This is a genomic window from Sinomonas sp. ASV486 (assembly GCF_030908215.1).
Classification (GTDB): Bacteria; Actinomycetota; Actinomycetes; order Actinomycetales; family Micrococcaceae; genus Sinomonas; species Sinomonas puerhi.
The window spans coordinates 117,145-142,563 of record NZ_JAVFJK010000003.1 but is presented as its reverse complement, the minus strand read 5'-3'; the positions used below and the strand labels follow the sequence as shown (position 1 = coordinate 142,563).

Below are 25,419 nucleotides of genomic sequence, written 5' to 3'. Positions count from 1 at the left end.
GATGGTTGCGATGGACTTCATGCAGTGGCTCTTGACAGCGCAGATCCCCGTGGGGGGATCCAAGCTGCTGCCCCGCGAGGTGGTCGGAAAAGACTCCGGTCTCGCGATGGCCCTTGGCGGCATGCCCCGCCATGAGGCGGTGGTGGTCGTATGAGGGCCGCGGACACGACCCTTTCGGTCGTCGACGCCGATCTGACATTCATGGACCAGGCTCTTGCCCTCGCTGCGCGCGGCGTGCGGGGGGTCAACCCGCTCGTGGGAGCGGTCGCCGTCGGCCGCGACGGTGCGGTCCTCGCGACGGGCTGGCACCGGGGTGCCGGGACCTCCCACGCAGAGGCGGATGCGATCGCCACTGCGGCGCGCGAGGGCACAGACCTTGCCGGCGCCACCATGTATGTGACGCTCGAGCCCTGCAACCACACAGGGCGCACCGGACCGTGCGCACAGGCACTCATAGCGGCACAGGTCTCCCGTGTCGTGTACGCGATCGACGATCCGCACGCCGCCGCGAGCGGTGGTGCCGAGACGCTCCGCGCGGCCGGCATTGAAGTGGTCAAGGGCGTACGCTCCGACGAGGCGACCGAACTCAATCGTCGGTGGCTGGGCGCTGTCTCGTCACGCCGCCCCTTCGTGACACTCCACCTCGCGCAGACGCTCGACTCGCGGATTGCCGCCGAGGACGGCACGAGCCAGTGGATCACCTGCCCGCAGTCCCTTGCGGACAATCACGCCACACGCTCGCTGATCGACGCCATTCTCGTCGGCAGCCAGACGGTGGCCGTGGACAACCCGAGGCTCACGGCCCGGGACACTGACGGTTCCCTCCTGGCCCACCAGCCGCTGCGGGCCGTCATGGGACTGCGCGACGTCCCTGAGGGCGCCGCAGTCCGCGGAACCGACGGGAAGTTCGTGCACCTGCGCACGCAGGACCCGGCGGAGGCGCTCGAGACGCTCTTCAGCCTCGGCGTCCGCCACGTCATGGTCGAGGGCGGCGCGCGCATCATCGCCGCGTTCCTCGGCGCGAGCCTCGTCGACGAGCTCATCGTCTACCAGGCCCCCACGATCCTGGGCTCGGGCAAGAACGCCGTGAGTGACATCGGCGTGCACACGCTCGCCGACGCCCAGCACTGGGACTGGGACGAGTCGGACGGTGGCGCCGTACGGCGGCTGGGCAACGACCTCAGGCTCCACCTCTTCCCGGCCGCCGCGCCGGCTACCACCCTGTCATCCAAGGAGATCCACTGATGTTCACCGGAATCATCGCCGAGCGCGGCACGATCGAAGAGGTCCACAGCAGCGGCGAGAGTGCCGTCCTGACGCTCACTGCCCCGACGCTCGCGCGGGACCTGCCGCTCGGCGGTTCGATCGCCGTCGACGGCTGCTGCCTCACTGCCGTCACGAATGACGGGCACCGCTTTACCGTCGACGTCATGGGGGAGTCCCTCGTCCGGACCACGATCGGCGGGCGCAAGGCCGGAGACCAGGTCAATCTCGAGCGCTGCGTCCCCGCAGGCGGGCGTCTCGACGGCCACGTGGTGCAGGGGCACGTCGACGGTGTCGGCACCCTTCTCGAGCGGGAGCCGCTCGAGAACTGGAACCGCCTGCGGTTCTCCGTTCCGGCGGACCTTGCAAAGTACATCGCCGAGAAGGGCTCCATCGCGGTCGACGGTGTGTCACTGACAGTGACGGCCGTCAGCGAGGCCGGCGCGGAGTCCCCGTGGTTCGAAGTGGGACTCATCCCAGCGACCCTCGCGGAGACCGGCCTCGGCGCGAAGCCCTTGGGCGGCGCGGTGAACCTCGAGGTCGACGTGCTCGCTAAGTACACGGCCCGCCTCCTTGCCTTCGACGGACAGGGGGCCCAGCGATGACCGATACGCTGCACGGCATCAGGCTCGAACCGGTCCAGGCCGCCGTCGATGCACTCCGGGACGGTCGGCCGGTCCTTGTCGTCGACGACGAGGACCGCGAGAACGAGGGCGACATTATCTTCGCCGCCCAGCACGCGACCCCGGCGCTCATGGGCTGGACCATCCGCTACTCGTCCGGCGTGATCTGCGTGCCCATGCCGGGGGAGACGGCTGAACGGCTCGAGCTCCCGCCCATGGTGGAGGTCAACCAGGACGCCAAGGGGACCGCCTACACCGTCTCGTGCGACCTGCGCGCGGGAATCACCACGGGCATCAGCGCGACGGACCGCGCGAACACCGTCGCGGCCCTCGCGGACGCCACGTCGGCTCCCTCCGACTTCACCCGGCCGGGGCATATTTTCCCGCTGCGTGCGGTTGACGGAGGTGTACTGGTCCGTCAGGGCCACACCGAGGCGGCGGTGGAGCTGTGCCGTCTCGCAGGTCTCGCCCCTGTGGGGGTGATCGCCGAAGTGGTGCATGACGACGGCGAGATGATGCGGCTTCCAGCGCTGCGGGGGTTCGCGGACGAGCACGGCTGCCCGCTCATCTCGATCGAGGACCTCGTGGACTACGTGGCCGCCAGGCGGACCGCGCAAGGAGGAGAGCGATGAGCAAGAGTCCTTCCCCGACACCGGCGGCGCGCCCCCAACATCCCCACCCAGTCTCGGGGGGCCCGATCGTGAAGCTGCCCACGGCATTCGGCGATTTCGTCGCCCAGGCGTGGACTGACGAGGAGACAGGGGCCGAGCACCTGGCGGTGAGCTCGCCCGAGTCGCCCGCGGCGGGTGTTGCGCCCCTCGTGAGGCTGCACTCGGAATGCCTCACGGGTGACGTCTTCGGGTCCTACCGGTGCGACTGCGGCGAGCAGCTCGCCTATGCGCTGGGACTCATCGGCGCCGAGGGAGGAACGCTCCTGTACCTGCGCGGCCAGGAAGGCCGCGGCATCGGACTCGCGAACAAGATCAAGGCGTATGCCCTCCAGGAGGCCGGCTTCGACACGGTTGAGGCCAACGAGCAGCTTGGACTGCCGGTGGATGCCCGCTCCTACAGGGCCGCGGCCCAGATCCTCGCCGAGATGGGCCTGACGCACATTCGGCTTCTGAGCAACAATCCCGACAAGAAGCGGCGTCTGGCGAAGGCCGGCGTGCACGTGGTCGAGATGGTCCCGACCGAGGTGCCCTCGCGCGTCGAGAATCTCCGCTACCTGCAGACCAAGAGGGACCGCATGGACCACCTGCTCCAACTCGCTGCCGAACCGGCCGGCCTTCGGGCCATCGGCGAGGCCGACTGACGGCGCCTGGCCCTGTCAACTGGCCCCGCTCGCGCTCGACCCACGATCCATCCCCCAAGACCCAACCCCAGACGAAGGAACCATTCTGCATGAGCGGCTACGGCGCCCCCACCCTGTCCCTTGACAACCCCGAGCTTGCAACGCTTCGGCTCGCCGTCGTCGCTGCAAGCTGGCACACGCAGATCATGGACGGTCTCCTCGACGGCGCCCTGCGCGCCGCGGAGGAGGCGGGAATCGCCTCGCCGACCGTCGTCCGCGTCCCCGGCAGCTTCGAGCTGCCGGTGGCCGCCGGGAAGCTCGCCGAGACGCACGACGCCGTGGTCGCGCTCGGCGTCGTCATCCGTGGCGGGACGCCGCATTTCGAGTACGTGTGCGAGGCCGCGACGATGGGCCTCACCGACGTGAGCGTGCGCACCGGCGTGCCCGTGGGCTTCGGCGTGCTCACGTGCGACACCGAGGAGCAGGGGATCGAGCGCGCCGGCCTCCCGGGCTCGAAGGAGGACAAGGGCCACGAGGCGACGACGGCGGCGCTGCTCACCGCGGCGACCCTCCGCGCGCTCTGACGGGGCATGTCGTCTTTGTCACACGGGGTCGGTCACATGACTGGCCCCGGTGCGGGCCTACTCTCGGCCTCCAGTAGTCTTGAGCCCGTGAAGGATTTCGAGACACTGTTCGCCGAGCTCAGCGAGAAGGCCCAGACCCGTCCGGCCGGCTCGCGCACCGTCGCCGAACTGGAGTCCGGAGTGCACGGCATCGGCAAGAAGATCGTCGAAGAGGCCGCCGAGGTGTGGATGGCCGCCGAGTACGAGTCGGACGAAGAGGCCGCGGAGGAGATCTCGCAGCTGCTCTACCACGTCCAGGTGCTCATGATCGCGAAGGGCATGTCGCTCGCGGACGTGTACAGGCACCTCTAGCCGCGCGCGCCCACGGGCGCCGCGGCGAGAGAGAAGCCAGTGGCAGCAACAGCCAGTACCGCACCAAGACCAGAGAAAGCCCTCATGCTCCGTGTAGCCGTCCCGAACAAGGGATCCCTGTCAGAAGCCGCGACCTCCATGCTGTCCGAGGCCGGATACCGCCAGCGCCGCGAAGGCGGCCGCGAACTCGTCATGGTCGATCCTGACAACGACATCGAGTTCTTCTACCTCCGTCCCCGTGACATCGCGGTCTACGTGGGCCGTGGAACCCTTGATGTGGGCATCACGGGCCGTGACCTCCTCCTCGACTCGGAGGTCGAGGCCGAGGAACTCCTCGGTCTAGGCTTCGCGGCCTCGACGTTCCGCTTCGCAGCCCCCGTCGGGGCGTTCTCCACCCTCGCGGACCTCGAGGGCAAGCGCATCGCGACGAGCTACGACGGACTCGTTCGCCGCTACCTCGGTGAGCGCGGGATCGAGGCGTCGCGCGTCGTCCGGCTCGACGGCGCCGTCGAATCCTCGGTGCGGCTCGGCGTCGCCGACGCGATTGCCGACGTCGTCGAGACCGGCAGCACGCTCAAGGCCGCGGGCATGGAGGTGTTCGGGGAGCCGCTGCTCCAGTCCGAGGCCGTCCTGATCGGCCGCACTGGCCACACGCTGCCGGCGATCGAGGTGCTCATCCGCCGCCTCCAGGGTGTCCTCGTGGCGCGTCAGTACGTCCTCATGGACTATGACGTCCGCAAGGACCTCGTCGAGCAGGCCGCAGCGCTCACGCCGGGCCTCGAGTCCCCGACTGTCTCCCCGCTGCGCGACTCGGAGTGGGTTGCCGTGCGCTCTATGGTCCCCAAGCGCGAGACCAATCGGATCATGGACGAGCTGTACGACCTCGGCGCCCGCGCCATTCTCGTCAGCAGCATCCACGCCTGCCGCATCTAGGGGAGGTACACGCATGTCCGTCGCCATCCGCGTCATTCCGTGCCTCGACGTCGACGCCGGCCGCGTCGTCAAGGGCGTGAACTTCCTGAACCTCCGTGACGCCGGTGATCCAGTCGAGCTTGCCCACCGCTACGACAACGCTGGCGCCGACGAGCTGACGTTCCTCGACGTCACCGCGTCCTCGTCAGACCGGCAGACCACGTTCGACGTCGTGCGCCGCACCGCCGAGGAAGTCTTCATCCCGCTCACCGTCGGCGGTGGCGTGAGGGGAGTGGACGACGTCGACCGCCTCCTCCGTGAGGGCGCGGACAAGGCGTCGATCAACACGGCGGCCATTGCGCGGCCCGGCGTGATCGATGAGATCACCCGCCATTTCGGATCGCAGGTGCTCGTGCTCTCGGTCGATGCGCGCCGGGTCCAGGGCGAGACGATGACGCCGTCGGGCTTCGAGGTCACGACCCACGGCGGCCGCAAGGGCACGGGGATCGATGCCGTGGCGTGGGCCAAGGAGGCCGCAGATCGGGGCGTGGGGGAGATCCTGCTCAACTCGATCGACGCGGACGGCACGAAGGAGGGGTTCGACCTCGAGCTGATCCGCCTGATCCGCGCGGCCGTCAGGGTCCCGATCATCGCTTCGGGCGGTGCCGGTGAGCCCGGGCACTTCCCGCCGGCGATCGAGGCCGGGGCGGATGCCGTTCTCGCCGCGTCGATGTTCCATTTCGGCCCCGCGGACATGATCGGCCAGGTCAAGGCCGCGATCCGTGAGGCTGGCTACGCCGTCCGCTGACGCTGGTTCCGCCACCACGGCAGGCAGGTACGGCGTCTCGCGCCAGCCGGTGCGGCGGCTGGCGCGACGCAGCTATCGTGCCCTGACCTTCGCCGCCTCGGCCCAGCCCTGTTCGAGGTAGGCGGGGATGCTGGCGGGATCGCCGTCGACAATCGTCACGAGCCACTCCGCGCCCTCGAGGAATGCTTCCTCGGCCAGCGCCGAGACGACGGCCGCCCCGAGGCGCCCATCGGCGTCGTCGGCGGTGAACTCGAAACCACCGATCGCTGCGACTCCGTCGCCGAACGACACGAGGCCCTTCGCGGCCGGGCGGCCCCAGATGGTGAGCTCGACGGCGTCGTAGTCACCCAGGGGCGCCTCGGCGAGGCCTCCGCCCTCCGGCAACTTGGGCGGCTGTGGAATGTCTCCGGTCGGGATGGCCAGGACAGTCGCGTCCGCGCTGCCGGAGCCGTCATGCAGCGAATACCCGTGGGGGTCCTCGCCGAGGGCAGCAAACAGTGGAGCGACGGTGTCCCAACGGAGCTCGAAGTCAGTCATGACTCCATCCTGCCACCGCGCACGCGGGCGGCTCGCCCCTCACCGGCGCCAGTGGTCCGAGGACCGGGATCAGTGGCCGATGTCGGCGCTTGCCAGGAGGGCGACGGCGTCGGGCTGGCCCTCGAATGTCACGAGCGACTGCGCGGTCCGGCCGTAGGCATGCAGGAGCAGTTCGCCCGGGTCCCCGACGATTGCGACGGAGACAGACGACCGTTTGGCCACGTGCCGCGGGCCCGCGGTGCTCACGAGCACGATGCCGAGATCCACTCCGCGGTAGAGGAACGCCGCCCGCCGGACCACCTCGTCCCACAGTGCGTCGGCATACGCGGTGTCAAGCGCTCGAGGCGCCCATCGGTCGCCCGCGCGCCGCACATCCTCCGTGTGGACGAAGAACTCGGCCAGGTTGGCCGCCTCGTCGAGGGCCGCGAGCTTCAGCGGCGAGTAGGCCGGCGGCCCGGCACGGAACGATTCGACGAGTTCGGAGAACCGCTCGGCAGTGGCGTGCTCGGCCGCGAGCCTCTCCGTTGCGCGATCCGACGTGCCCGCCCGCGACTTGATGAGCAGGCCAAGGCCGACTCTGGGGCTGTGCTCGCGCAGGAAGAGGTGGGCGGCCAGATGCCTGGCCCTCCACCCCTCGCAGAGGGTGGGCGCATCGGGGCCGGCCGCGAGGAGCGTCTCGGCCAGGACTTCACGCGACGGGTCTACGAAGTGCATCACTGGCGAACCTAGCACGCGCGCGTGTGAACAGCACACGCCGGAGCGCGCGGTGACCTTGCGTCCCTGAGGGGGACGCCGCGGGACGCCGGGCGGCACGGCGCGAGGACCGGAGCCGCCCCGCCAGCGGACTAGACTTGGGGGGATGTCTGAGCAGATCACGCCACCCGCCACACCGGCCGCAGAAGGGCAGGCCAGTTCCTTGCCCGCCGGCCTCGCAGCGCGCCTCAAGAGGGACGACGCCGGCCTTGTCGCCGCCGTCGTGCAGCAGCACGACACGAACGAGGTCCTCATGGTCGGCTGGATGGATGACGAGGCCCTCCACCGCACCCTGACCTCCGGGCGCGTGACGTTCTGGTCCCGGTCCCGGCGGGAGTACTGGCGCAAGGGCGACACCTCGGGGCACGTCCAATGGGTCAAGTCGGTCGATCTCGACTGCGACGGCGATGCCCTCCTCGTGCGGGTCGACCAGATCGGCGCGGCCTGCCACACGGGGACGCGGACGTGCTTCGATGGGAGGCGTCTCGACGCCGTCGTCGGCCACGCCGCCGCTGACCCCGCGGCCTGAACCCAGACCTTCCTTCCTGAAGCGCTGAACAGGCGCAGAGCCCGAAAGCGGTACCGCACCCCATGAACGACCTTGGAGTCATCAGCCCGACGCTCGAGGAATTCCGCGACGTTGCCGCCCACCGTCGAGTTGTCCCCGTCCATGTGCGGGTGCTCGCGGACGCCGAGACCCCCATCGGCCTGTACCGCAAGCTCGCGGACGGCAGGCCCGGGACGTTCCTGTTCGAGTCCGCGGCCGTCGGCGGCTCGTGGTCTCGCTACTCGTTCATCGGCGCCGCATCCCGCGCTACCCTCACGAGCCGCCGCGGAGAGGCACACTGGATCGGCGAGCCCCCTGTCGGCGTTCCTACCGCGGGGAACCCGCTCGAGGCCCTCCGGGACACCGTCGCGGCGCTGCGCACCGAGCGCTTCGATGGGCTGCCGCCGCTGACCTCCGGCATGGTCGGGTTCGTCGGCTGGGAGGCTGTGCGCCGCTGGGAGAAGCTCCTCACCCCGCCGGAGGACGATCTGGACCTCCCTGAGCTCGCCATGAACCTCGTCACTGACCTTGCGGTCCACGACAACGTCGACGGCACGGTGACCCTCGTGGCCAACGCGATCAACTTCGACAACAGCGACGAGCGCGTCGACGAGGCCTGGCGCGACGCCGTGGCCAGGCTCCAGCACATGCTCGCGGCCCTCCTCCGCCCGGCCCCCGCGGCCCTGAGCGTCCTGAGCCCCGTCGGGGACTATCAGGACAAGGTCATCCACCAGTGGGCGGAGCAGGGCTACCTGGACGCGATCGCCCGCGGCAAGCAGGCTATCTACGACGGCGAGGTGTTCCAGGTGGTCATCTCGCGCCGCTTCGAGCTCGAGTATGACGCCGCGCCGTTGGATGTGTACCGCGTCCTGCGGAAGATGAATCCGAGCCCGTATATGTACCTGCTGACGCTCGAGGACCCAGAGGGACGGGAGTACTCGATCGTCGGGTCGTCGCCCGAGGCGCTCGTGACGGTGACAGGGGAGCAGGTCGTGACCCACCCCATCGCCGGCTCCCGGCCGCGCGGAGCCACGGTCGAGGCGGACAAGGCCTTCTCCGATGAGCTCCTCGCGGACGAGAAGGAGCGCGCCGAGCACCTCATGCTCGTCGATCTGGCGCGCAATGACCTCTCCAAGGTATGCCGGCCCGGCACCGTCGAGGTGAGCGAGTTCATGGAGGTGGAGCGGTTCAGCCACATCATGCACCTCGTCTCCACCGTTGACGGCAAGCTGCGCCCCGACGCGACGGCCTACGACGTCCTGGCCGCGACGTTCCCCGCCGGCACCCTCTCGGGGGCGCCCAAGCCCCGCGCACTGCGACTCCTCGACGAGGTCGAGCCCGTGCGCCGCGGTGTCTACGGCGGCGTGGTCGGGTACTTCGATTTCGCGGGGGACATGGACATGGCCATCGCGATCCGGACCGCCCTCCTGCGCGAGGGCCGGGCCTACATTCAGTCCGGCGGGGGCATCGTAGCCGACTCGGACCCGGCGGCCGAGGCTCAGGAGTCGGTCAACAAGGCGGCCGCCCCGCTGCGCGCCGTCCACACGGCCTCGGCGCTCCGCCCGGCCGAGACCATCGCCGGTGCCCGCGCTGATTCCGGGTCAGAAGGCGGCCCCGACGCAGCTGCCGGGAAGACCGGGGTCGCACGTGGCTGACGCTCCAGGCCGTGGACCGGACGCAACGCGTCGTGGGGTGCCCCGGTGGGCCCGCAAATCGATCGTGGTGATCGTCGCGGTTGCCTTCGCACTGCTCGCCTTCGGCGCGACGACCCAGACCTGGCTGGATGCCGAGGTCCAAGGATCTGCGGTCCGTACCGCACATCTGACCGTCCAGGGCAGCAAGGCCGCGACGTCGGTCTCTGCCCTCGCCCTTGTGGGCCTGGCCGGGACGCTCGCCGCGGCAGTCGCCGGACGGGTCGGGCGTGCGGTGGCGGCGGTCGTCGTCGTGCTTGCCGGGATGGGTGTCGCGGCGGCCTGCGCGTCAGTCCTCGCAGATCCGCGTGGCTCGGCCGAGGGGGCGATCGCCCAGACGACGGGCCTAGCGGGAGCATCGGCTTCCGTCACTCTCACCCCGTATCCGATGCTCGCCGCTGTCGCGGGGGCGCTCCTCGCTGCGTCCGGCGTGCTCCTGATCGTCGCCTCGCGCTTCTGGTCACTGCGGACCAAGTACGACGCCGCCCGGCCGGGCGTGTCGGGGCACGCACCGTCGGCAGGGGCTCCGACAGGCACCGGCAGTCAGGCGGGGGGCCCGGAGCGCGGTGCCGGAGCGGTCGACGGAATCGACGGCTGGGACCAGCTTTCCCGCGGCGAGGACCCCACCGACTGACCCGCCCGGGGTGGCCTTCACCCTTGCCCGAAGATGGCAGAATGACACTAGACACGCAACGTCAGGAGTAGAGATGAGCAACACGCGCAGTTCGCAGGCCGGGACCAACGAGGTCATGCACGGTGAAGACCTCGGGCACGGGAACAGCCCCGCCGCCTGGACGTGTGTCTTCATCATGATGCTCGGCTCGATCGTCTCCTGCATCGCCTTCGCGATCGCGAACACCCCCGTCTTCTGGGCAGGCATCGTCGTGATCGCGATCGGCCTCGTCGTCGGCTGGGCGATGCGCCGGGCAGGCTACGGAGTCGGCGGCAGCAAGCTCAAGAACCAGCACTGATGCCTACGGTCCTCGACGACATCATCGTCGGTGTCCGCGAGGACCTCGCAGAGCGGGTCCTTGCGGTACCGGCGTCGGAGGTCGAGGCGGCCGCCGCCGCGCGTCCTGCTGCGCTCGACGTCTGGGCCGCGCTCGGCGGCGGCAGCCCAGCCGGAGACCTGCGGATCATCGCGGAGGTCAAGCGCAAAAGTCCCTCGAAGGGCGCACTTGCCGAGATCGCGGATCCGGCGTCACTCGCGGCCCAGTACGAGCAGGGCGGCGCGTCGGTGATCAGTGTGCTCACCGAGCAGCGGCGCTTCAACGGTACTCTCGCCGACCTCGATGCGGTGCGGGCCGCCGTCGGCATACCGGTGCTCCGCAAGGACTTCACGGTCGAGGAGTACCAGGTGCACGAGGCCCGTGCACACGGCGCCGACCTTGTTCTCCTCATCGTCGCCGCGCTCGACGACGCGCGGTTGCGCGGGCTCCTCGATCTCACCCATTCACTGGGCATGAACGCGCTCGTCGAGACCCACACTGAGGAGGAGATTGATCGGGCTGCAGCCGTCGGCGCCCGGATCGTGGGCGTCAACGTGCGCAACCTCAAGACGCTCGACGTCGACCGCGCGGTCTTCGCCCGTCTCGCGGGCCGGCTCCCGGAAGGCGCCGTTGCCGTCGCCGAGTCCGGTGTGCGCGGGCCTGAAGACATCGCGTACTATGCGGGGCTCGGCGCAGGTGCCGTCCTCGTCGGTGAGGCACTCGTGACCCACGGCGACCCGGTGGCCAGAGTTCAGGAATTCAAGAGAGCAGGTGCGGCAGCGATCGCCGCACGCATCGCAGCGCAGCAGACGACAGCGCACTAGAGCACACGGCGTCGGCCCAGCAGGCGCCGCAAGGAAGGTAGGACTGGTGGACGAGAACACGCCAGCAGGCATCCCGGGCGCCGGGGAGACATCGGGCGGTGGCATCACAGCGGGGGACACCTCGACCGGAGGCGACGCAGCCCAGGATACGGCTCAGGCTTCAGCCGAGGCATCCGCCACGGAGGCCTTCCTCTCGGGGCACCTGCGACACGCACCAGGGCCCTACTTCGGTGCCTACGGCGGCCGATGGATGCCGGAATCGCTGATCGCCGCACTCGACGAGCTCGAGGACACCTTTGAGAAGGCCAAGGTCGATCCCGACTTCCTGGCCGAAATTGCGGAGCTGAACCGTTCCTACGCAGGCCGGCCGTCGCTCCTGACAGAGGCCAAGCGCTTCTCGCAGCATGCCGGTGGCGTCCGCGTCTTCCTCAAGCGTGAAGACCTGAACCACACGGGATCGCACAAGATCAACAACGTCATCGGGCAGGCGCTCCTGGCCCGACGGATGGGCAAGTCAAGGCTCATCGCCGAGACCGGAGCCGGCCAGCACGGCGTTGCGACCGCGACCGCCGCGGCCCTGTTCGGCATGGAGTGCATCGTGTACATGGGAGCCGAGGACTGCCGCCGGCAGGCCCTCAATGTGGCCCGTATGCAACTGCTCGGCGCTACCGTCGTGCCTGTCACGAACGGATCCCAGACCCTCAAGGACGCCATCAACGACGCCCTCCGCGACTGGGTCGCGAACGTCGAGACCACCCATTACGTCCTCGGCACTGCGGCCGGGGCCCACCCCTTCCCCGCCATGGTGCGCTTCTTCCACGAGGTGATCGGCGAGGAGGCACGCGAGCAGATCCTCGCCCAGACCGGACGCCTGCCCGACGCTGTGTGCGCGTGCATCGGCGGTGGGTCCAATGCCATTGGGATCTTCCATGGGTTCCTGGATGATCCGTCGGTCAAGATCTACGGATTCGAGGCGGGTGGCGAAGGCGTCGAGACGGCCCGCCACGCGGCGACCATCACCCTGGGGCGCCCCGGCGTGCTGCACGGGGCGCGCTCCTACCTCATGCAGGACGAGGACGGACAGACGGTCGAGTCCCACTCGATCTCCGCCGGCCTCGACTACCCGGGCGTTGGGCCGGAGCATTCCTACCTGCACGACATCGGCCGTGTCACGTACGAGCCCATCACGGACACCGAGGCCATGGACGCGTTCAGCCTCCTGTGCCACACGGAGGGCATCATCCCGGCGATCGAGTCCGCGCACGCCCTCGCCGGCGCCGTCAAGGTCGGCGAGCGGCTCGCGGCTGAGGGCGGTGACCCGCACGAGCGGATCGTGATCGTCAACCTCTCGGGCCGTGGCGACAAGGATGTCCAGACAGCCGCCGAGTGGTTCGGCCTGCTCGATGAGAACGGACAGGTCAAGGGCACGACCCTGTCGACGCGGCGTCACAAGGGTTCCTCCCGGCTTGGCGAGGCCCAGAACGAAGCAGCTCAGGACGAGTCGCAGGAGGGAATCGCGTGAGCAAGGTCGCCGACGCCATCGAGAAGGCCAGGGGCGAGGGCCGCGCAGCCCTCGTGGGGTATCTCCCTGCGGGCTATCCGAGCGTCCAGGAGAGCATCGACGCCGCGATCGCACTCGCCCGCAACGGCGTGGACATCATCGAGATCGGTATTCCCTACTCTGATCCGGTGATGGACGGGAGCGTCATCCAGGCAGCGACGACCGAGGCCCTCGCGAAGGGCTTCCGCGTCGCGAGCGTCTTCGACGTCGTCAAGGCCGTCACGGATGCCACGGCCGACCTCGGAACCGCCGTGCTCGTCATGACGTACTGGAACCCCGTCATGCGGATGGGCGTCGACGAGTTCTCGCGGCGGCTCGTCGAGGCGGGCGGCTCCGGCCTCATCACCCCGGACCTGGTCCCGGACGAGGCGGCCGAGTGGTTCGAGGCGTCGGACAAGTACGGCCTTGACCGGGTGTTCCTGGTCGCGCCTTCCTCTTCCCCCGAGCGCGTGGCAATGACCGTCGCCGCGACGCGCGGCTTCACGTACGCCGTGTCCCTCATGGGGGTCACGGGTGCCCGCACCGCGGTGGACTCCGCGGCGCGCCACGTGGTCGAGGCGGCCCGTGCCGCAGGCGCCCCCCGGGTGTGCGTGGGGCTCGGCGTATCGACCTCAGAACATGTTCGCGAGATCGGGTCCTACGCCGACGGCGTCATCGTCGGAACGGCCATCGTGAGCGCCCTGCGTGAGGGGGGTCCCGAGGCTGTCGGCCGGTTGGCCGCGGAACTCAGCTCCGGCCTCAAGCGCACGACGGCGGCCGGGGCCTGAGCACCATGGCTCTGACGTTCGTGGCCGGTGTGTCGGCGACGATGGCGATCCCGAGCCCCGTCTGGTCCGGCTTCGACATCCCGTTGCCTTGGGGCACTCTGCGGATCCATGCCTACGCGCTCTGCATCCTCGCGGGCATCGTCGTGGCGCTGTGGCTCACGGCGCGGCGCTGGAAGGCCCGCGGCGGCAACACCGACGCCATCTGGGACATCGCCATCTGGGCGATTCCCGCCGGAATCATCGGCGGCCGGCTCTACCACGTGTTCACCTCGCCGGACCGGTACTTCGGCCCGGGCTACAACGGGACGGGCGATCTGAGTGCGATCCCCCGCATTTGGGAAGGCGGCCTCGGCATCTGGGGCGCCGTCGTGCTCGGAGCCGCGGGCGCATGGATCGGCTGCCGCCGCGCGGGAGTCCGCCTCACGGCCTTCATGGACGCCGCGGCCCCGGGACTGCTTCTGGCCCAGGCCATCGGCCGTTGGGGCAACTACTTCAACCAAGAGCTCTTCGGCGGCCCCACGACCCTGCCGTGGGGACTTGAGGTCGACCCCGGGAGCCCCAACTTCCCCGCTGGGTATGCGCCCGGTACTCTCTTCCACCCGACGTTCCTCTATGAGATGGTGTGGAACGTTGTCGGCGTCATCATCCTGCTCCTCCTCGACCGCCGATTCCGATTCCGCGGGGGACGCTTGTTCTGGCTGTACGCCGTGTACTACACGTTGGGGCGCGTGTGGATCGAAGCCCTGCGTATCGATGATGCCCAGATGATTACGATCGCGGGGGTGACCGCACGCCTGAATGTGTGGACGTCGATCCTCGTGTTCGTCGGCGCGCTCGTCGTCCTGGTCGCTCTCACGCTGCGACGCAGCCGAGAGAGCGATATCGTCTGGCTGCCGGGCCGCGGCCCTGCCAACGAGGTCGACGTGAGCGGGGGCGACCAGTCTGCAGACGGCACCGGTCCCGACGGTGGGGCTGAGGCCGAGGGCGGTGCCGAGGCGGACGAGGGCGTTGAGGCGGACGCTCCGAGTGCCTTGACGGATGCGCCGAAGCCCCTGACGGATGCGCCGAAGCCCGCGAAGGACCCGTCGCATCACGGCCGGGCTGACTGACCTTTTCTTCACACATGGCTCCGCCAGGAGTCACATGACGTCCGGTATTCGGACGCCTAAGTCTCGCCATGTGGCGGCGTGGTAATCTTGCCCCAGTCGAGACGGCGATCACACTCCGCGGCCCGCATCAAAGGCCGCACCGGAGTGCTGGGACCGCCGAACGGCCGCACGGCAGGGGGAGCCGTGGCCGCTCCTTGCCCGGGCCACCGCCCAGGCGGCTCGCACGCCACAACGATGTGGACCAGAATGCCCTCCCGCGCCAACCAAGGGATGGGCACGATCGTATAGTCGCAAGTCCGGCGGGCCATTCAGCCCAGCACGGGACGGCCATACAATTTCCAGTAATCAGCGCCTTGCTGTGCCCTGTTGTGGCCAGCATTGCGGGGCCAACGTTGTCCCCTGTCGCACCATCGACCAGGAGGAAGGACGTTACGTCATGACTCACCACACCCAAGGCGCCGCCGAGACTGTGTCCGAGAGGGTGCTCTCGCCCTTTGAACGCTTCTCCGCTCTGCCTTCCTCCCAAGGCCTGTACAACGCCGACGCCGAGAAGGACGCGTGCGGCCTTGCGATCGTCGCAACACTGCGCGGCGAGGCCGGGCATGACATTGTCGATGCGGCACTGCACGCGCTGCGCGCCCTTGAGCACCGTGGCGCCGTCGGCGCCGACGAGGGCACGGGCGACGGCGCGGGCCTCCTCACGCAGATCCCTGACGGCTTCTACCGTGAGGTCGTCGACTTCGAACTGCCCGCTGCGGGCCAGTATGCCGTCGGCATCGCGTTTCTGCCTACCGAGGACCGCGAAGTGGCAACCGCCCGCGCAGGCATCGAGTCGCTCGCCGAGGCCGAGGGCCTCACCGTTCTGGGCTGGCGCAAGGTTCCTGTTGTCGCCGAGCTCGTCGGGGCGATGGCGCGCGCGTGCATGCCCCGCTTCGAACAGCCGTTCTTCGCCTCGGCCTCGGGCGAGGAGCTGGACCGCAATGACCTCGATCGCCGCGCCTGGCGTATCCGGAAGCGCGCTCAGAACAAGCACGGCGTGTACTTCCCGTCGCTGTCCGCGCGCACCATCGTGTACAAGGGCATGCTGACGACCGCCCAGCTCGAGCCCTTCTACCCGGACCTCTCGGACGCCCGCTTCGCGACCAAGCTCGCGATCGTCCACTCCCGCTTCTCGACGAACACGTTCCCCTCGTGGCCGCTCGCCCAGCCGTTCCGCACGATTGCGCACAACGGCGAGATCAACACGGTCAAGGGCAACCGCAACTGGATGCGTGCGCGCCAGTCCCAGCTCAAGAGCCCTCTCCTGGGCGACGCTCCCGAGGAGCTCTTCCCGATCTGCACCCCAGGAGCATCCGATTCGGCCTCGTTCGACGAGGTTGCCGAGCTACTGTGGCTCTCGGGTCGTCCGATCACCCATTCGATCATGATGATGATCCCCGAGGCGTGGGAGAACCACGTCTCGATGGATCCCGCCCGCCGGGCGTTCTACGAGTACCACTCGCTCCTCATGGAGCCGTGGGACGGCCCCGCGGCCGTGTCCTTCACCGACGGCACCCTTGTCGGCGCAACCCTTGACCGCAACGGGCTGCGCCCCTGCCGCTACTGGGTCACCGAAGACGGCCTCGTGGTGTTCGCCTCGGAGGTTGGCGTCGTCGACGTCGAGCCCGCCAACGTGGTCAAGAAAGGCCGCGTCTCGCCGGGCAAGATGTTCGTCGTCGACACCGAGGCCGGCCGAATCGTGGACGACGAGGAGGTCAAGGCCGAGATCGCGGGCACGAACCCGTGGGCCGAGTGGCTCACGGACAACGTGATCCGCCTCGACGAGCTCCCTGAGCGCGAGCACGTGGTGCACACGCCTCAGTCGGTCAACGTCCGCCAGCGGACCTTCGGGTACACGCAGGAGGAGCTGCGCATCCTCGTCGGCCCGATGGCACGCACGGGGGCCGAGCCCCTGGGCGCCATGGGCACCGACACCCCGGTTGCGGTGCTGTCCAAGCGCCCCCGCCTCCTGTTCGACTACTTCGTGCAGTCCTTCGCCCAGGTGACGAATCCGCCGCTCGACGCGATCCGTGAGGAACTCGTGACGAGCCTCAACGGCGCGATCGGCCCGAACGGCAACCTCCTGAGCACCGAGCGGGTCAAGGAGAGGCAGGTCATCCTGCCCTTCCCGGTCATCAACAACGACCAGCTCGCGAAAATCGCCAACATGGAGGCGCCAGCCACGGCGGAGCACAGTGGGAACGCGGGCGACCGCATTTCCGTCAAGATCCGCGGGCTCTACCGTCCTGAAGGCGGAGAGGCCGCTCTGCGCGCGCGCCTCACCGAGATCTGCGAGCAGGTCTCGGGCGCGATCAACCGCGGCGTCCAGTACATCGTGCTGTCCGACCGCGACTCGAACGCCCAGTGGGCGCCGATCCCCTCGCTCCTGCTGCTCTCTGCGGTCCACCACCACCTCCTCCGCAGCGCGAACCGCACGAAGACCGCGCTCGTGGTCGAGGCGGGCGACGTGCGCGAGGTGCACCACGTCGCCGTCCTGCTCGGCTACGGAGCCTCGGCCGTCAACCCGTACCTCGCCATGGAGAGCGTCGAGGAGCTCATCCGTTCCGGAGAGCTCCCCGGCGTGCGTCCCGAGGACGGCGTCTACAACCTCATCAAGGGCCTCGGCAAGGGCGTCCTGAAGATCATGTCCAAGATGGGCATCTCCACGGTCGCGTCCTACTGCGGCGCGCAGACGTTCGAGGCGCTGGGCCTGTCCCAGGACCTCGTGGACGAGTTCTTCGCCGGAACCCGCAGCCAGCTCGGCGGCATCGGCCTCGACGTCATCGCTGCCGAGGTTGCGGCACGGCACGAGATGGCCTACCCGTCCACGGGCATCGAGCAGCCTCACCGACCGCTCCTGAACGGCGGGGAGTACCAGTGGCGCCGCGACGGCGAGCCGCACCTGTTCAACCCTGAGACAGTGTTCCGCCTCCAGCACTCCACCCGCGAACGCCGGTACGACGTCTTCAAGTCGTACACGCAGGGAATCGACGACCAGTCGAAGAACCTCATGACGCTCCGCGGTCTGCTGAAGTTCAAGGATGGCGTGCGTCCTGCCCTCCCGATCGACGAGGTCGAGCCCGTCGCGAGCATCGTCAAGCGCTTCTCGACGGGTGCGATGAGCTATGGGTCGATCTCGAAGGAAGCCCACGAGACGCTCGCCATCGCGATGAACAGGCTCGGGGCCAAGTCGAACACGGGTGAGGGCGGCGAGGACGTCGACCGCCTCCTCGACCCGTCGCGCCGATCGGCGGTCAAGCAGGTCGCCTCGGGCCGTTTCGGCGTCACGAGCCTCTACCTGACGAACGCCACGGACATCCAGATCAAGATGGCGCAGGGTGCCAAGCCGGGCGAGGGCGGCCAGCTCATGGCCCAGAAGGTCTACCCGTGGGTGGCCCGGACGCGTCACTCGACGCCGGGTGTCGCCCTCATCTCGCCGCCGCCGCACCACGATATCTACTCGATCGAGGACCTCGCGCAGCTCATCTACGACTGCAAGCGCGCCAACCCGAGCGCGCGCGTGCACGTCAAGCTCGTCTCCGAGGTGGGCATCGGCACAGTTGCCGCAGGCGTGACGAAGGCGAAGGCCGACGTCGTGCTCGTTTCGGGGCACGACGGCGGAACGGGCGCCTCGCCGCTGAACTCGCTCAAGCACGCTGGAGTCCCCTGGGAGCTCGGCCTCGCCGAGACGCAGCAGACCCTCATGCTTAACGGCCTTCGGAACCGCGTTGTCGTCCAGGTCGACGGCCAGCTCAAGACGGGACGAGACGTTGTCATCGCGGCCCTGCTCGGGGCCGAGGAGTTCGGGTTCGCCACGACCGCACTCGTGGTCTCGGGCTGCATCATGATGCGCGTGTGCCACCTGGACACGTGCCCGGTCGGCGTCGCGACCCAGAACCCCGAGCTGCGCGCGCGCTTCACGGGCAAGCCCGAGTTCGTGGTGAACTTCTTCGAGTTCATCGCCGAGGAGATCCGTGAGCTCCTCGCCCAGCTGGGGTTCCGCTCGATCGAAGAGGCGATCGGTCATACCGAAGTCCTCGAGACGCGCGCGGCGATCGACCACTGGAAGGCCGAGGGCCTCGACCTGTCGCCGATCCTCGCAGGCCTCGACTTCGACGAGGATGCGCCGCTGCGGAACATGACCGGCCAGAACCACGAGCTCGAGAAGCACTTCGACGTGCAGCTCATCGAGCTCGCCTCGGACGCGCTGGCCGAGCGCACCCCGGTGAAGATCAGCCTCCCGGTTGTCAACACCGACCGCTCGGTCGGAACGATGCTCGGCTACAACGTCACGAAGAAGTTCGGCATCGAGACCCTCGGAACCGACACGATCGACGTGACGCTCACCGGCACCGCGGGCCAGTCCCTCGGGGCGTTCCTACCGGCCGGCATCACGCTGCGCCTCTTCGGCGACTCGAACGACTACGTCGGCAAGGGCCTCTCGGGCGGGCGGATCATCGTCCGGCCGGACCGCACCAATGTGTTCCCCGCCGAGCACAACGTCATCGCCGGCAATGTGATCGGGTACGGTGCCACGGGCGGCGAGCTGTTCCTGCGGGGACAGGTCGGCGAGCGGTTTCTGGTCCGCAACTCGGGTGCGACGGCCGTCGTGGAGGGAATCGGCGACCACGGCTGCGAGTACATGACCGGCGGACAGGCCCTCATCCTCGGACGCACGGGCCGCAACTTCGGCGCAGGCATGTCCGGGGGCACGGCCTTCGTGCTCGATCTCAAGCCGGGACGCGTCAACAAGCAGGCGCTCGACTCGGGCGAACTGCAGCTCATTGAGCTCGACGACGAGGACCGCGACATCGTGCGCAACCTTCTCGTGAAGCATGTCGAGGAAACCGACTCCGCGCACGCGCAGCGGCTCCTCGACAACTTCGATGACACCGCGGCCAGGATCACCAAGGTCCTCCCGCGTGACTATGCAGCTGTGCTGCAGACCCGTCTGGGCGCCCTCGAGGAGGGCCTCGACCCGGACGGGGAGGAAGTTTGGTCTCGCATCCTGGAGGTGACCGGTGGCTGACCCACGCGGATTCCTGAAAGTCCGGCAGCGTGAGACGCAGCCGCGGCGCCCAGTTCCCGTCCGCATCATGGACTGGAAGGAGGTGTACGAGGCCAGGCAGGAGGGCACCATCCTCGCCCGGCAGGCCGCGCGCTGCATGGACTGCGGCGTGCCGTTCTGCCACCACGGGTGCCCGCTCGGGAACCTCATCCCCGAGTGGAACGATCTGACGCGTCGCGGCAAGGGCCAGGACGCCTCCGAGCGTCTGCACGCGACCAACAACTTCCCGGAGTTCACCGGTCGCCTGTGCCCGGCCCCGTGCGAGAGCGCCTGTGTGCTCGGCATCAACCAGCCGGCCGTGACGATCAAGCAGATCGAGGTTTCGATCGCTGAGCAGGCGTTCGACGAGGGATGGGTGGAGCCGCTCCCACCGGCCCGCCTCACGGGCAAGACGGTCGCAGTGGTCGGCTCGGGTCCCGCGGGACTCGCGGCGGCGCAGCAGCTCACCCGCATCGGCCACACCGTCGCCGTCTACGAGCGGGACGACCGCATCGGCGGCCTCCTCCGCTATGGCATCCCCGACTTCAAGATGGAGAAGGACGTCATCGACCGGCGCGTGGCCCAGATGCAGGCCGAGGGCACGCGCTTCCGCACCGGAGTCGGCGTCGGCAAGGACGTCAGCTGGGATCAGCTGAGGCGGCGCTACGACGCCGTCGTCATCGCGACCGGGGCAACCGTGCCGCGTGACCTTCCGATCCCCGGTCGCCACCTCGGCGGCGTCCACTACGCGATGGACTACCTCGTGCAGTCCAACCACGCGTCCGCGGGGGACACCGTGACGGACCAGATCGACGCGCGCGGCAAGCACGTGGTGATCCTCGGCGGCGGCGACACGGGAGCCGACTGCATCGGCACCGCGCACCGCCAGCAGGCTGCCTCGGTGACGACGCTCGCGATCGGCAAGCAGCCGCCCACCGAGCGCCCGGCCCACCAGCCCTGGCCGATGTTCCCGAATCTCTTCGAGGTCGCGACCGCCCACGAGGAGGGCGGGGTGCGCACGTACCTCGCCTCGACCGTGGAGTTCGTGGGGGAGAATGGCAAGCTCGCAGGGCTCAAGGTCGCCGAGACCGAGTTCGTCGACGGCAAGCGTGTTCCCAAGGCAGGGACGGAGCAGATCATCCCTGCCGATCTCGTCTTCCTCGCCCTCGGCTTCACAGGCGCCGAGCCCGCCGGCATCTCGGATCAGGTCAAGGCCAGCTTCGATGAGCGCGGCAACGTGGCCCGGGACGGCGACTACATGACTGAGATTCCCGGGATCTTCGTGGCGGGCGACGCCGGTCGTGGCCAGTCGCTCATTGTCTGGGCCATTGCCGAAGGCCGTGCGGCCGCTGCGGCGGTGGACCGGCACCTCATGGGCTCAACGACACTGCCGGCGCCGGTCGCGCCGTCGGACCGGGCTATCACGGTCCTCTGATCAGGGCCCCAACTGTTCACCTCACCAGAAACCGCTGTCGACAACTTCAGACCTAGGGTAGGTATATGAGACGCGCGAAGATCGTGGCCACGTTCGGTCCGGCCATCTCCAGCTACGAGAACACCGTCGCTGTCATCGAGGCGGGGGTGGATGTGGCCCGCATGAACATGAGCCACGGCGACTACTCGGTGCATGACGGCACCTATGAGAACGTCCGCAAGGCGGCCGCCGAGCTCGGCAAAGCCGTGGGCATCATGGCCGACCTCCAGGGCCCCAAGATTCGCCTCGGCCGGTTCGTCGACGGCCCGCACCTGCTTGCCGTCGGCGATGTCTTCACCATCACGACCGATGACGTTCCGGGCACCAAGGACATCTGCTCGACGACACTGAAGAGCCTCACCGAGGACGTCAGGGTGGGAGACACCCTTCTCATCGACGATGGAAAGGTCGCGCTGCTCGCGACCGCGGTTGACGACGTGAAGGTCGTCACCGAGGTCACGGTGGCCGGCACGGTGTCCAATAACAAGGGCATCAACCTGCCCGGTGTCGCCGTGAATGTCCCCGCGTTGAGCGAGAAAGATGAGGCCGACCTCCGCTGGGCTCTCAAGCGCGGCGTCGATTTCATCGCGCTCTCGTTCGTGCGGGATGCGAGCGACGTCGACCGAGTGCACGAGATCATGGACGAGGAAGGTCGCCGTGTGCCGGTGATTGCCAAGATCGAGAAGCCCCAGGCGGTGGACCAGCTCCACGAGATCATCGACGCGTTCGATGCGATCATGGTGGCCCGTGGCGACCTCGGCGTGGAGCTTCCGCTCGAGCAGGTCCCGCTCGTGCAGAAGCGCGCGATCGAGCTTGCACGCCGCTGGGCCAAGCCGGTCATCGTGGCGACCCAGGTGCTCGAGTCCATGATCGAGAACCCCCGCCCGACGCGCGCCGAAGCCTCCGACTGCGCGAATGCGGTGCTCGACGGCGCGGATGCGGTCATGCTCTCGGGCGAGACGAGCGTTGGCGCCTACCCCATCGAGACCGTGAAGACGATGGCGCGGATCATCGAGTCCACCGAGGAGCATGGCCTCGAGCGCGTACCGCCGCTCGGGTCCCAGCCGAAGACGCGAGGTGGTGCGATCACCCGTGCCGCCGTCGCGATTGCGGACCAGCTCGACGCCAAGTACATCTGCACGTTCACGCAGTCCGGTGACTCGGCGCGTCGCCTGAGCCGCCTCCGGCCGCAGAAGCCGATCTTCGCGTTCACCCCGCTGACCTCGACGCTGAACATCCTCAGCCTCTGCTGGGGGATCCAGCCGCGGATGGTGGACTTCGCTGCGCATACCGATCAGATGATCGCGCAGGTCGACGACTACCTCCTCCACGCCGGTCTCGCTACGCCGAACGATATCGTCGTGGTCGCCGCCGGCTCGCCTCCCGGGGTCGCGGGATCGACCAACGCCCTGCGCGTCCACAAGGTCGGGGACCTCGCCGACGCCGGGCAGATGCTCGAGGGTGCGGCAGCCCCGGTCCGCGAGCAGATCGGTCCTTGGCCGCTGCCCACCGAGCCCAGGCGCCAGAAGCTCTAATCGGCGCTCCGGCATCTGGCCGGCATCTGCCGACCACGAAGAAGGGCGGCACCCACAGCGGGTGCCGCCCTTCGCCGTCGTCCGACGACGCTGATGTTGCCGTCGCCGCCGGACTCCGACCTCAGGTGACCTGGTTGATGATGGTCTCCGAGACCTCGCGCATGCTCAGCCGGCGGTCCATCGACGTCTTCTGGATCCAGCGGAATGCCTCGGGCTCTGTGAGGCCCATCTTCGTGATGAGGAGGCTCTTGGCACGCTCAACGAGCTTGCGCGTGGCGAACTGCTCCTTGAGGTCTGTGACCTCGGACTCGAGGGCCCTGATCTCCTCGTGGCGCGAGAGCGCGATCTCGAGGGCCGGGAGGAGGTCGTTGGGCGTGAACGGCTTGACGACGTAGGCCATCGCGCCGGCGTCGCGGGCGCGCTCCACGAGTTCCTTCTGGCTGAAGGCGGTCAGGAGCACGACGGGAGCGATGCGCGCCTTGACGATCTTCTCGGCGGCCGTGATGCCGTCCATGATGGGCATCTTGACGTCCATCAGCACGAGGTCCGGCTTGAGCTGCTCGGCGAGCTCGACGGCGCGCTGCCCGTTGTCGGCCTCCGCGACGACGTCGTAGCCCTCCCCGCGGAGGATCTCGATGATGTCGAGACGGATGAGGGTCTCGTCCTCGGCCACGATGACGCGGCGCGTTGGCGCAGAGGTGTCCGTCTTCTCATCGGCCAGGCCGGGCTGGGGGGTCTTATCTGACACGCGGGCTCCTTGAGAGTCAGGCGGATGTTTCTGCCCTCGATCCTACCGGGTACAGTAGTCGCGGAGGCCACCCAGGTGGCCGTTGGCCCGAGTGGCGGAATTGGCAGACGCGCCGCACTCAAAATGCGGTATCGAAAGGTGTGTGGGTTCGAGTCCCACCTCGGGCACAGTGTCTTCTGGGTTCGGAGGCCTTGGGAGCGGCGGCCCGGTCACTGCGGGCAGGGCCTTGAGCGCCGTCACCGCTGGCCACGTGACTCAGCGACCGCGGCTCCCTACCCACAGCCCGTGGAGCAACGGAACCACAGACACGATCATGAGCACGCTGCCGAGCATCGAGTCGTCCCCCCGGACCACGGAACCTGCGATGAGCAACGCGCCGAATACGAGAGCCGATGCCGATCGCTGGGCCGCGCGGTTAAGGCGCGCCATCTGCCGTTCCAGACGCGGATTGGCCACGGACAGTGAACCGTCCTCGATGCGGGCGACAAGCCCGTCCAGGCGTTTCGGCAGACGCAAGACGAGTCCCGCTGCATCGAGCGCCTCCTGGGCTACGTCCTGCACGATGTTGCCACGCTCGTCGCGCAGCAGCTGCGCCGCGTAGGGCTCGACCGCATCCCACAGATTGAAGCGAGCGTCCAGCGAGCTGCACACGCCCGAGGTCAGTGACATCGCCCGGATGATGAGCAGGAAATTCTCGGGCAACTGGAAGGGCAGCGAGCGGACGACGTCGCCGAACTCCACGGCGAAGTCAAGGAACTCCTTCTGGTCCACCTCGCGAAGCTCGGCGAAGCCCATCCCACCAAACCGGGCGAAGAGCTGCGTCATCGCCCGCTCAAGCTCTGTTGTGTCGGTTGACGGCACCAGGGCGCCTATGTCGTTGATCGCGGCTACCAGGCCCTTTCCGTCACGCGAGGCGGCCGCGATCAGGAGCTTCCGCAGGCCGCTGCGGGTGCTGGACGGAACCTCGCCCATCATGCCGAAGTCGATGAACGTCAGCTTCCACGGGCGTCCTGCGGGTGAATCCTCAGCCGGAGTGACGAAGATGTTGCCGGGGTGCGGATCGGCGTGGAAGAAGCCGTTCTTGAACATCTGGTCGAACATGACCGACGCAAAAACGGGGGCAACCTGCACCGGATCGATGCCCGCCGCAAGCAGTGCCTTCAAGTCCGTGATCTTGATCGCCGAGACGTCTGCGAGCGTGAGCACGCGGCGGGTGGTCCACTCCCAGGCGACGTCGGGCACACCCACACGGTCGTCATCGGCGAAATCAGCCGCGAAGCGCTCTGCATTCGCTGCCTCATGCAGGTAGTCGATCTCCTCCAGACTTGTCTGCGCGAACTCTTCGACGAGAGCCGCCACGTCCACCCGATCGGACACCACCCGCACGTGGCGGAGCCAGCCTCCTACCTTGCGCAGTGCGGCCAGATCGACCTCGACAATCGCGTCGATTCCAGGGCGCTGCACCTTCACCACCACGCCCTCGACCCCCGCTTCCGCGGCATGGACGGGAAGGAGTTGCGCACGGTGTGCCTGGCCGAGGGATGCCGCGGCGAGTGGGATCTCCTCGAGCGACGAGAAGACCTGGTCCAGGTGGCCCAGCTCCGTCTCGGCAAGTGCGCAGATTGCGGGGAACGGGACCGGGGGCACCTCATCCTGCAGACCCTCGAGCTCTCTCGTGATCTCAGGCGGAAGCACGTCCAGCCTGGACGAGAGGAACTGGCCCACCTTGATCATCAGGCCGCCCAAGTCGACCGCGAGCAGGTGGAAGCGCTGCGCGAAGCGCCGCATCCTCGCGGTGCGAGTGCGCTCGGAAATGCCGCCCAGCCCAACCCGTGGGAGAACCAGCTCGAACCACCAGGTGACGGCGAGGTGCCACCCGGCGAAGCGCAGGATTCGCCGGTAACGGGCACGGGTGCCCCCCGCGCCGGGTACCGGGTCCCCTCGGTCCCGACGAATCGACGTCACC

At 68.6% G+C, this 25,419-nt stretch carries 24 protein-coding genes and 1 tRNA gene; 21 read left to right on the top strand and 4 right to left on the bottom strand.

Going from position 1 to position 25,419, the window contains the following annotated elements:
* Positions 1 to 10 precede the first annotated feature (10 nt).
* From RBS60_RS05445 to hisF, 9 genes are all read left to right on the top strand, one after another.
* A complete protein-coding gene (locus tag RBS60_RS05445) occupies positions 11 to 154 on the top strand; it encodes a hypothetical protein (RefSeq protein WP_307956521.1) in 144 nt (47 codons plus the stop codon).
* The gene (gene ribD / locus RBS60_RS05440; RefSeq protein WP_307956520.1) at positions 151 to 1,245 is read left to right on the top strand and encodes a bifunctional diaminohydroxyphosphoribosylaminopyrimidine deaminase/5-amino-6-(5-phosphoribosylamino)uracil reductase RibD; all 1,095 of its coding nucleotides are present in this window, start codon (positions 151 to 153) and stop codon (positions 1,243 to 1,245) included. The genes RBS60_RS05445 and ribD overlap by 4 nt, the downstream gene beginning before the upstream one ends.
* Positions 1,245 to 1,868, top strand: a complete 624-nt coding sequence (locus RBS60_RS05435) for a riboflavin synthase (RefSeq protein ID WP_307956519.1) — start codon at positions 1,245 to 1,247, stop codon at positions 1,866 to 1,868. Before ribD ends, RBS60_RS05435 begins: the two co-directional genes overlap by 1 nt.
* Entirely contained in the window at positions 1,865 to 2,518 is a 654-nt protein-coding gene (ribB, locus tag RBS60_RS05430; RefSeq protein ID WP_307956518.1) for a 3,4-dihydroxy-2-butanone-4-phosphate synthase, read from the top strand. The genes RBS60_RS05435 and ribB overlap by 4 nt, the downstream gene beginning before the upstream one ends.
* The gene (gene ribA, locus RBS60_RS05425) at positions 2,515 to 3,198 is read left to right on the top strand and encodes a GTP cyclohydrolase II (RefSeq protein ID WP_307956517.1); all 684 of its coding nucleotides are present in this window, start codon (positions 2,515 to 2,517) and stop codon (positions 3,196 to 3,198) included. Before ribB ends, ribA begins: the two co-directional genes overlap by 4 nt.
* 89 nt (positions 3,199 to 3,287) lie before the next feature.
* Positions 3,288 to 3,761, top strand: a complete 474-nt coding sequence (ribH, locus tag RBS60_RS05420) for a 6,7-dimethyl-8-ribityllumazine synthase (RefSeq protein ID WP_307956516.1) — start codon at positions 3,288 to 3,290, stop codon at positions 3,759 to 3,761.
* Positions 3,762 to 3,848: 87 nt separating this feature from the next.
* Positions 3,849 to 4,112: a phosphoribosyl-ATP diphosphatase gene (locus RBS60_RS05415; protein ID WP_307956515.1), complete on the top strand. Its 264-nt coding sequence runs from the start codon at positions 3,849 to 3,851 to the stop codon at positions 4,110 to 4,112.
* An 84-nt stretch (positions 4,113 to 4,196) separates the two neighbouring features.
* Positions 4,197 to 5,045 (top strand): ATP phosphoribosyltransferase, encoded by an 849-nt coding sequence (hisG, locus tag RBS60_RS05410; RefSeq protein ID WP_307956514.1) that lies wholly within the window; start codon positions 4,197 to 4,199, stop codon positions 5,043 to 5,045.
* 13 nt (positions 5,046 to 5,058) lie between these two features.
* Positions 5,059 to 5,832 (top strand): imidazole glycerol phosphate synthase subunit HisF, encoded by a 774-nt coding sequence (gene hisF / locus RBS60_RS05405; protein WP_307956513.1) that lies wholly within the window; start codon positions 5,059 to 5,061, stop codon positions 5,830 to 5,832.
* Positions 5,833 to 5,904: 72 nt separating this feature from the next.
* Here the strand turns inward: hisF and RBS60_RS05400 are convergent, their stop codons facing one another.
* Both RBS60_RS05400 and RBS60_RS05395 read right to left on the bottom strand, forming a co-directional pair.
* Positions 5,905 to 6,369, bottom strand: a complete 465-nt coding sequence (locus RBS60_RS05400; protein WP_307956512.1) for a hypothetical protein — start codon at positions 6,367 to 6,369, stop codon at positions 5,905 to 5,907.
* 69 nt (positions 6,370 to 6,438) lie between these two features.
* Positions 6,439 to 7,083 (bottom strand): TIGR03085 family metal-binding protein, encoded by a 645-nt coding sequence (locus RBS60_RS05395; RefSeq protein WP_307956728.1) that lies wholly within the window; start codon positions 7,081 to 7,083, stop codon positions 6,439 to 6,441.
* Positions 7,084 to 7,228: 145 nt separating this feature from the next.
* On the opposite strand from RBS60_RS05395, the gene hisI reads away from it, so the two are divergent.
* The 11 genes from hisI (at position 7,229) to pyk (ending at position 22,705) form a co-directional block, all read left to right on the top strand.
* Positions 7,229 to 7,651, top strand: a complete 423-nt coding sequence (gene hisI / locus RBS60_RS05390; RefSeq protein WP_307956511.1) for a phosphoribosyl-AMP cyclohydrolase — start codon at positions 7,229 to 7,231, stop codon at positions 7,649 to 7,651.
* Positions 7,652 to 7,713: 62 nt separating this feature from the next.
* Positions 7,714 to 9,324 (top strand): anthranilate synthase component I, encoded by a 1,611-nt coding sequence (locus RBS60_RS05385; RefSeq protein ID WP_307956510.1) that lies wholly within the window; start codon positions 7,714 to 7,716, stop codon positions 9,322 to 9,324.
* Positions 9,317 to 9,994 carry a Trp biosynthesis-associated membrane protein gene (locus RBS60_RS05380; protein ID WP_307956509.1) on the top strand — a complete coding sequence of 226 codons (678 nt, stop codon included), beginning with the start codon at positions 9,317 to 9,319 and terminating at the stop codon, positions 9,992 to 9,994. Before RBS60_RS05385 ends, RBS60_RS05380 begins: the two co-directional genes overlap by 8 nt.
* A gap of 73 nt (positions 9,995 to 10,067) precedes the next feature.
* Positions 10,068 to 10,331, top strand: a complete 264-nt coding sequence (locus tag RBS60_RS05375; protein WP_307956508.1) for an HGxxPAAW family protein — start codon at positions 10,068 to 10,070, stop codon at positions 10,329 to 10,331.
* Positions 10,331 to 11,173 (top strand): indole-3-glycerol phosphate synthase TrpC, encoded by an 843-nt coding sequence (gene trpC, locus RBS60_RS05370; RefSeq protein WP_307956507.1) that lies wholly within the window; start codon positions 10,331 to 10,333, stop codon positions 11,171 to 11,173. The genes RBS60_RS05375 and trpC overlap by 1 nt, the downstream gene beginning before the upstream one ends.
* A gap of 202 nt (positions 11,174 to 11,375) precedes the next feature.
* Positions 11,376 to 12,695: a tryptophan synthase subunit beta gene (gene trpB, locus RBS60_RS05365; protein ID WP_307956727.1), complete on the top strand. Its 1,320-nt coding sequence runs from the start codon at positions 11,376 to 11,378 to the stop codon at positions 12,693 to 12,695.
* Entirely contained in the window at positions 12,692 to 13,501 is an 810-nt protein-coding gene (trpA, locus tag RBS60_RS05360) for a tryptophan synthase subunit alpha (RefSeq protein WP_307956506.1), read from the top strand. Before trpB ends, trpA begins: the two co-directional genes overlap by 4 nt.
* A gap of 5 nt (positions 13,502 to 13,506) precedes the next feature.
* Complete coding sequence (lgt, locus tag RBS60_RS05355; protein WP_307956505.1) at positions 13,507 to 14,610, top strand: prolipoprotein diacylglyceryl transferase; 1,104 nt, start codon at positions 13,507 to 13,509, stop codon at positions 14,608 to 14,610.
* Between the two features lie 436 nt (positions 14,611 to 15,046).
* Positions 15,047 to 19,678, top strand: a complete 4,632-nt coding sequence (gene gltB, locus RBS60_RS05350) for a glutamate synthase large subunit (RefSeq protein WP_307956504.1) — start codon at positions 15,047 to 15,049, stop codon at positions 19,676 to 19,678.
* A complete protein-coding gene (locus RBS60_RS05345) occupies positions 19,671 to 21,131 on the top strand; it encodes a glutamate synthase subunit beta (protein ID WP_307956503.1) in 1,461 nt (486 codons plus the stop codon). The genes gltB and RBS60_RS05345 overlap by 8 nt, the downstream gene beginning before the upstream one ends.
* Before the next feature lie 65 nt (positions 21,132 to 21,196).
* Positions 21,197 to 22,705 (top strand): pyruvate kinase, encoded by a 1,509-nt coding sequence (gene pyk, locus RBS60_RS05340; RefSeq protein WP_307956502.1) that lies wholly within the window; start codon positions 21,197 to 21,199, stop codon positions 22,703 to 22,705.
* 121 nt (positions 22,706 to 22,826) lie between these two features.
* On the opposite strand, the gene RBS60_RS05335 is transcribed toward pyk, so the two are convergent.
* Positions 22,827 to 23,426 (bottom strand): response regulator, encoded by a 600-nt coding sequence (locus tag RBS60_RS05335; protein WP_307956726.1) that lies wholly within the window; start codon positions 23,424 to 23,426, stop codon positions 22,827 to 22,829.
* Between the two features lie 112 nt (positions 23,427 to 23,538).
* Here RBS60_RS05335 and RBS60_RS05330 point away from each other — a divergent pair.
* Positions 23,539 to 23,620, top strand: a tRNA-Leu gene (locus tag RBS60_RS05330).
* Between the two features lie 88 nt (positions 23,621 to 23,708).
* On the opposite strand, the gene RBS60_RS05325 is transcribed toward RBS60_RS05330, so the two are convergent.
* On the bottom strand, positions 23,709 to 25,418 hold the full coding sequence (locus RBS60_RS05325; protein ID WP_307956501.1) for an AarF/UbiB family protein: 1,710 nt from the start codon (positions 25,416 to 25,418) through the stop codon (positions 23,709 to 23,711).
* Position 25,419: the final 1 nt, after the last annotated feature.

What these genes read in the sequence shown, in the direction of transcription:
- RBS60_RS05435 (WP_307956519.1), top strand. Translation starts at nt 1,245, where the DNA reads ATGTTCACCGGAATCATCGCCGAGCGCGGCACGATCGAAGAGGTCCAC.
- RBS60_RS05395 (WP_307956728.1), bottom strand. Translation starts at nt 7,083, where the DNA reads ATGCACTTCGTAGACCCGTCGCGTGAAGTCCTGGCCGAGACGCTCCTC.
- trpC (WP_307956507.1), top strand. Translation starts at nt 10,331, where the DNA reads ATGCCTACGGTCCTCGACGACATCATCGTCGGTGTCCGCGAGGACCTC.
- hisF (WP_307956513.1), top strand. Translation starts at nt 5,059, where the DNA reads ATGTCCGTCGCCATCCGCGTCATTCCGTGCCTCGACGTCGACGCCGGC.
- RBS60_RS05375 (WP_307956508.1), top strand. Translation starts at nt 10,068, where the DNA reads ATGAGCAACACGCGCAGTTCGCAGGCCGGGACCAACGAGGTCATGCAC.
- RBS60_RS05400 (WP_307956512.1), bottom strand. Translation starts at nt 6,369, where the DNA reads ATGACTGACTTCGAGCTCCGTTGGGACACCGTCGCTCCACTGTTTGCT.
- ribH (WP_307956516.1), top strand. Translation starts at nt 3,288, where the DNA reads ATGAGCGGCTACGGCGCCCCCACCCTGTCCCTTGACAACCCCGAGCTT.
- ribA (WP_307956517.1), top strand. Translation starts at nt 2,515, where the DNA reads ATGAGCAAGAGTCCTTCCCCGACACCGGCGGCGCGCCCCCAACATCCC.
- lgt (WP_307956505.1), top strand. Translation starts at nt 13,507, where the DNA reads ATGGCTCTGACGTTCGTGGCCGGTGTGTCGGCGACGATGGCGATCCCG.
- hisG (WP_307956514.1), top strand. Translation starts at nt 4,197, where the DNA reads ATGCTCCGTGTAGCCGTCCCGAACAAGGGATCCCTGTCAGAAGCCGCG.
- hisI (WP_307956511.1), top strand. Translation starts at nt 7,229, where the DNA reads ATGTCTGAGCAGATCACGCCACCCGCCACACCGGCCGCAGAAGGGCAG.
- pyk (WP_307956502.1), top strand. Translation starts at nt 21,197, where the DNA reads ATGAGACGCGCGAAGATCGTGGCCACGTTCGGTCCGGCCATCTCCAGC.
- RBS60_RS05445 (WP_307956521.1), top strand. Translation starts at nt 11, where the DNA reads ATGGACTTCATGCAGTGGCTCTTGACAGCGCAGATCCCCGTGGGGGGA.
- ribB (WP_307956518.1), top strand. Translation starts at nt 1,865, where the DNA reads ATGACCGATACGCTGCACGGCATCAGGCTCGAACCGGTCCAGGCCGCC.
- ribD (WP_307956520.1), top strand. Translation starts at nt 151, where the DNA reads ATGAGGGCCGCGGACACGACCCTTTCGGTCGTCGACGCCGATCTGACA.
- RBS60_RS05385 (WP_307956510.1), top strand. Translation starts at nt 7,714, where the DNA reads ATGAACGACCTTGGAGTCATCAGCCCGACGCTCGAGGAATTCCGCGAC.
- gltB (WP_307956504.1), top strand. Translation starts at nt 15,047, where the DNA reads ATGACTCACCACACCCAAGGCGCCGCCGAGACTGTGTCCGAGAGGGTG.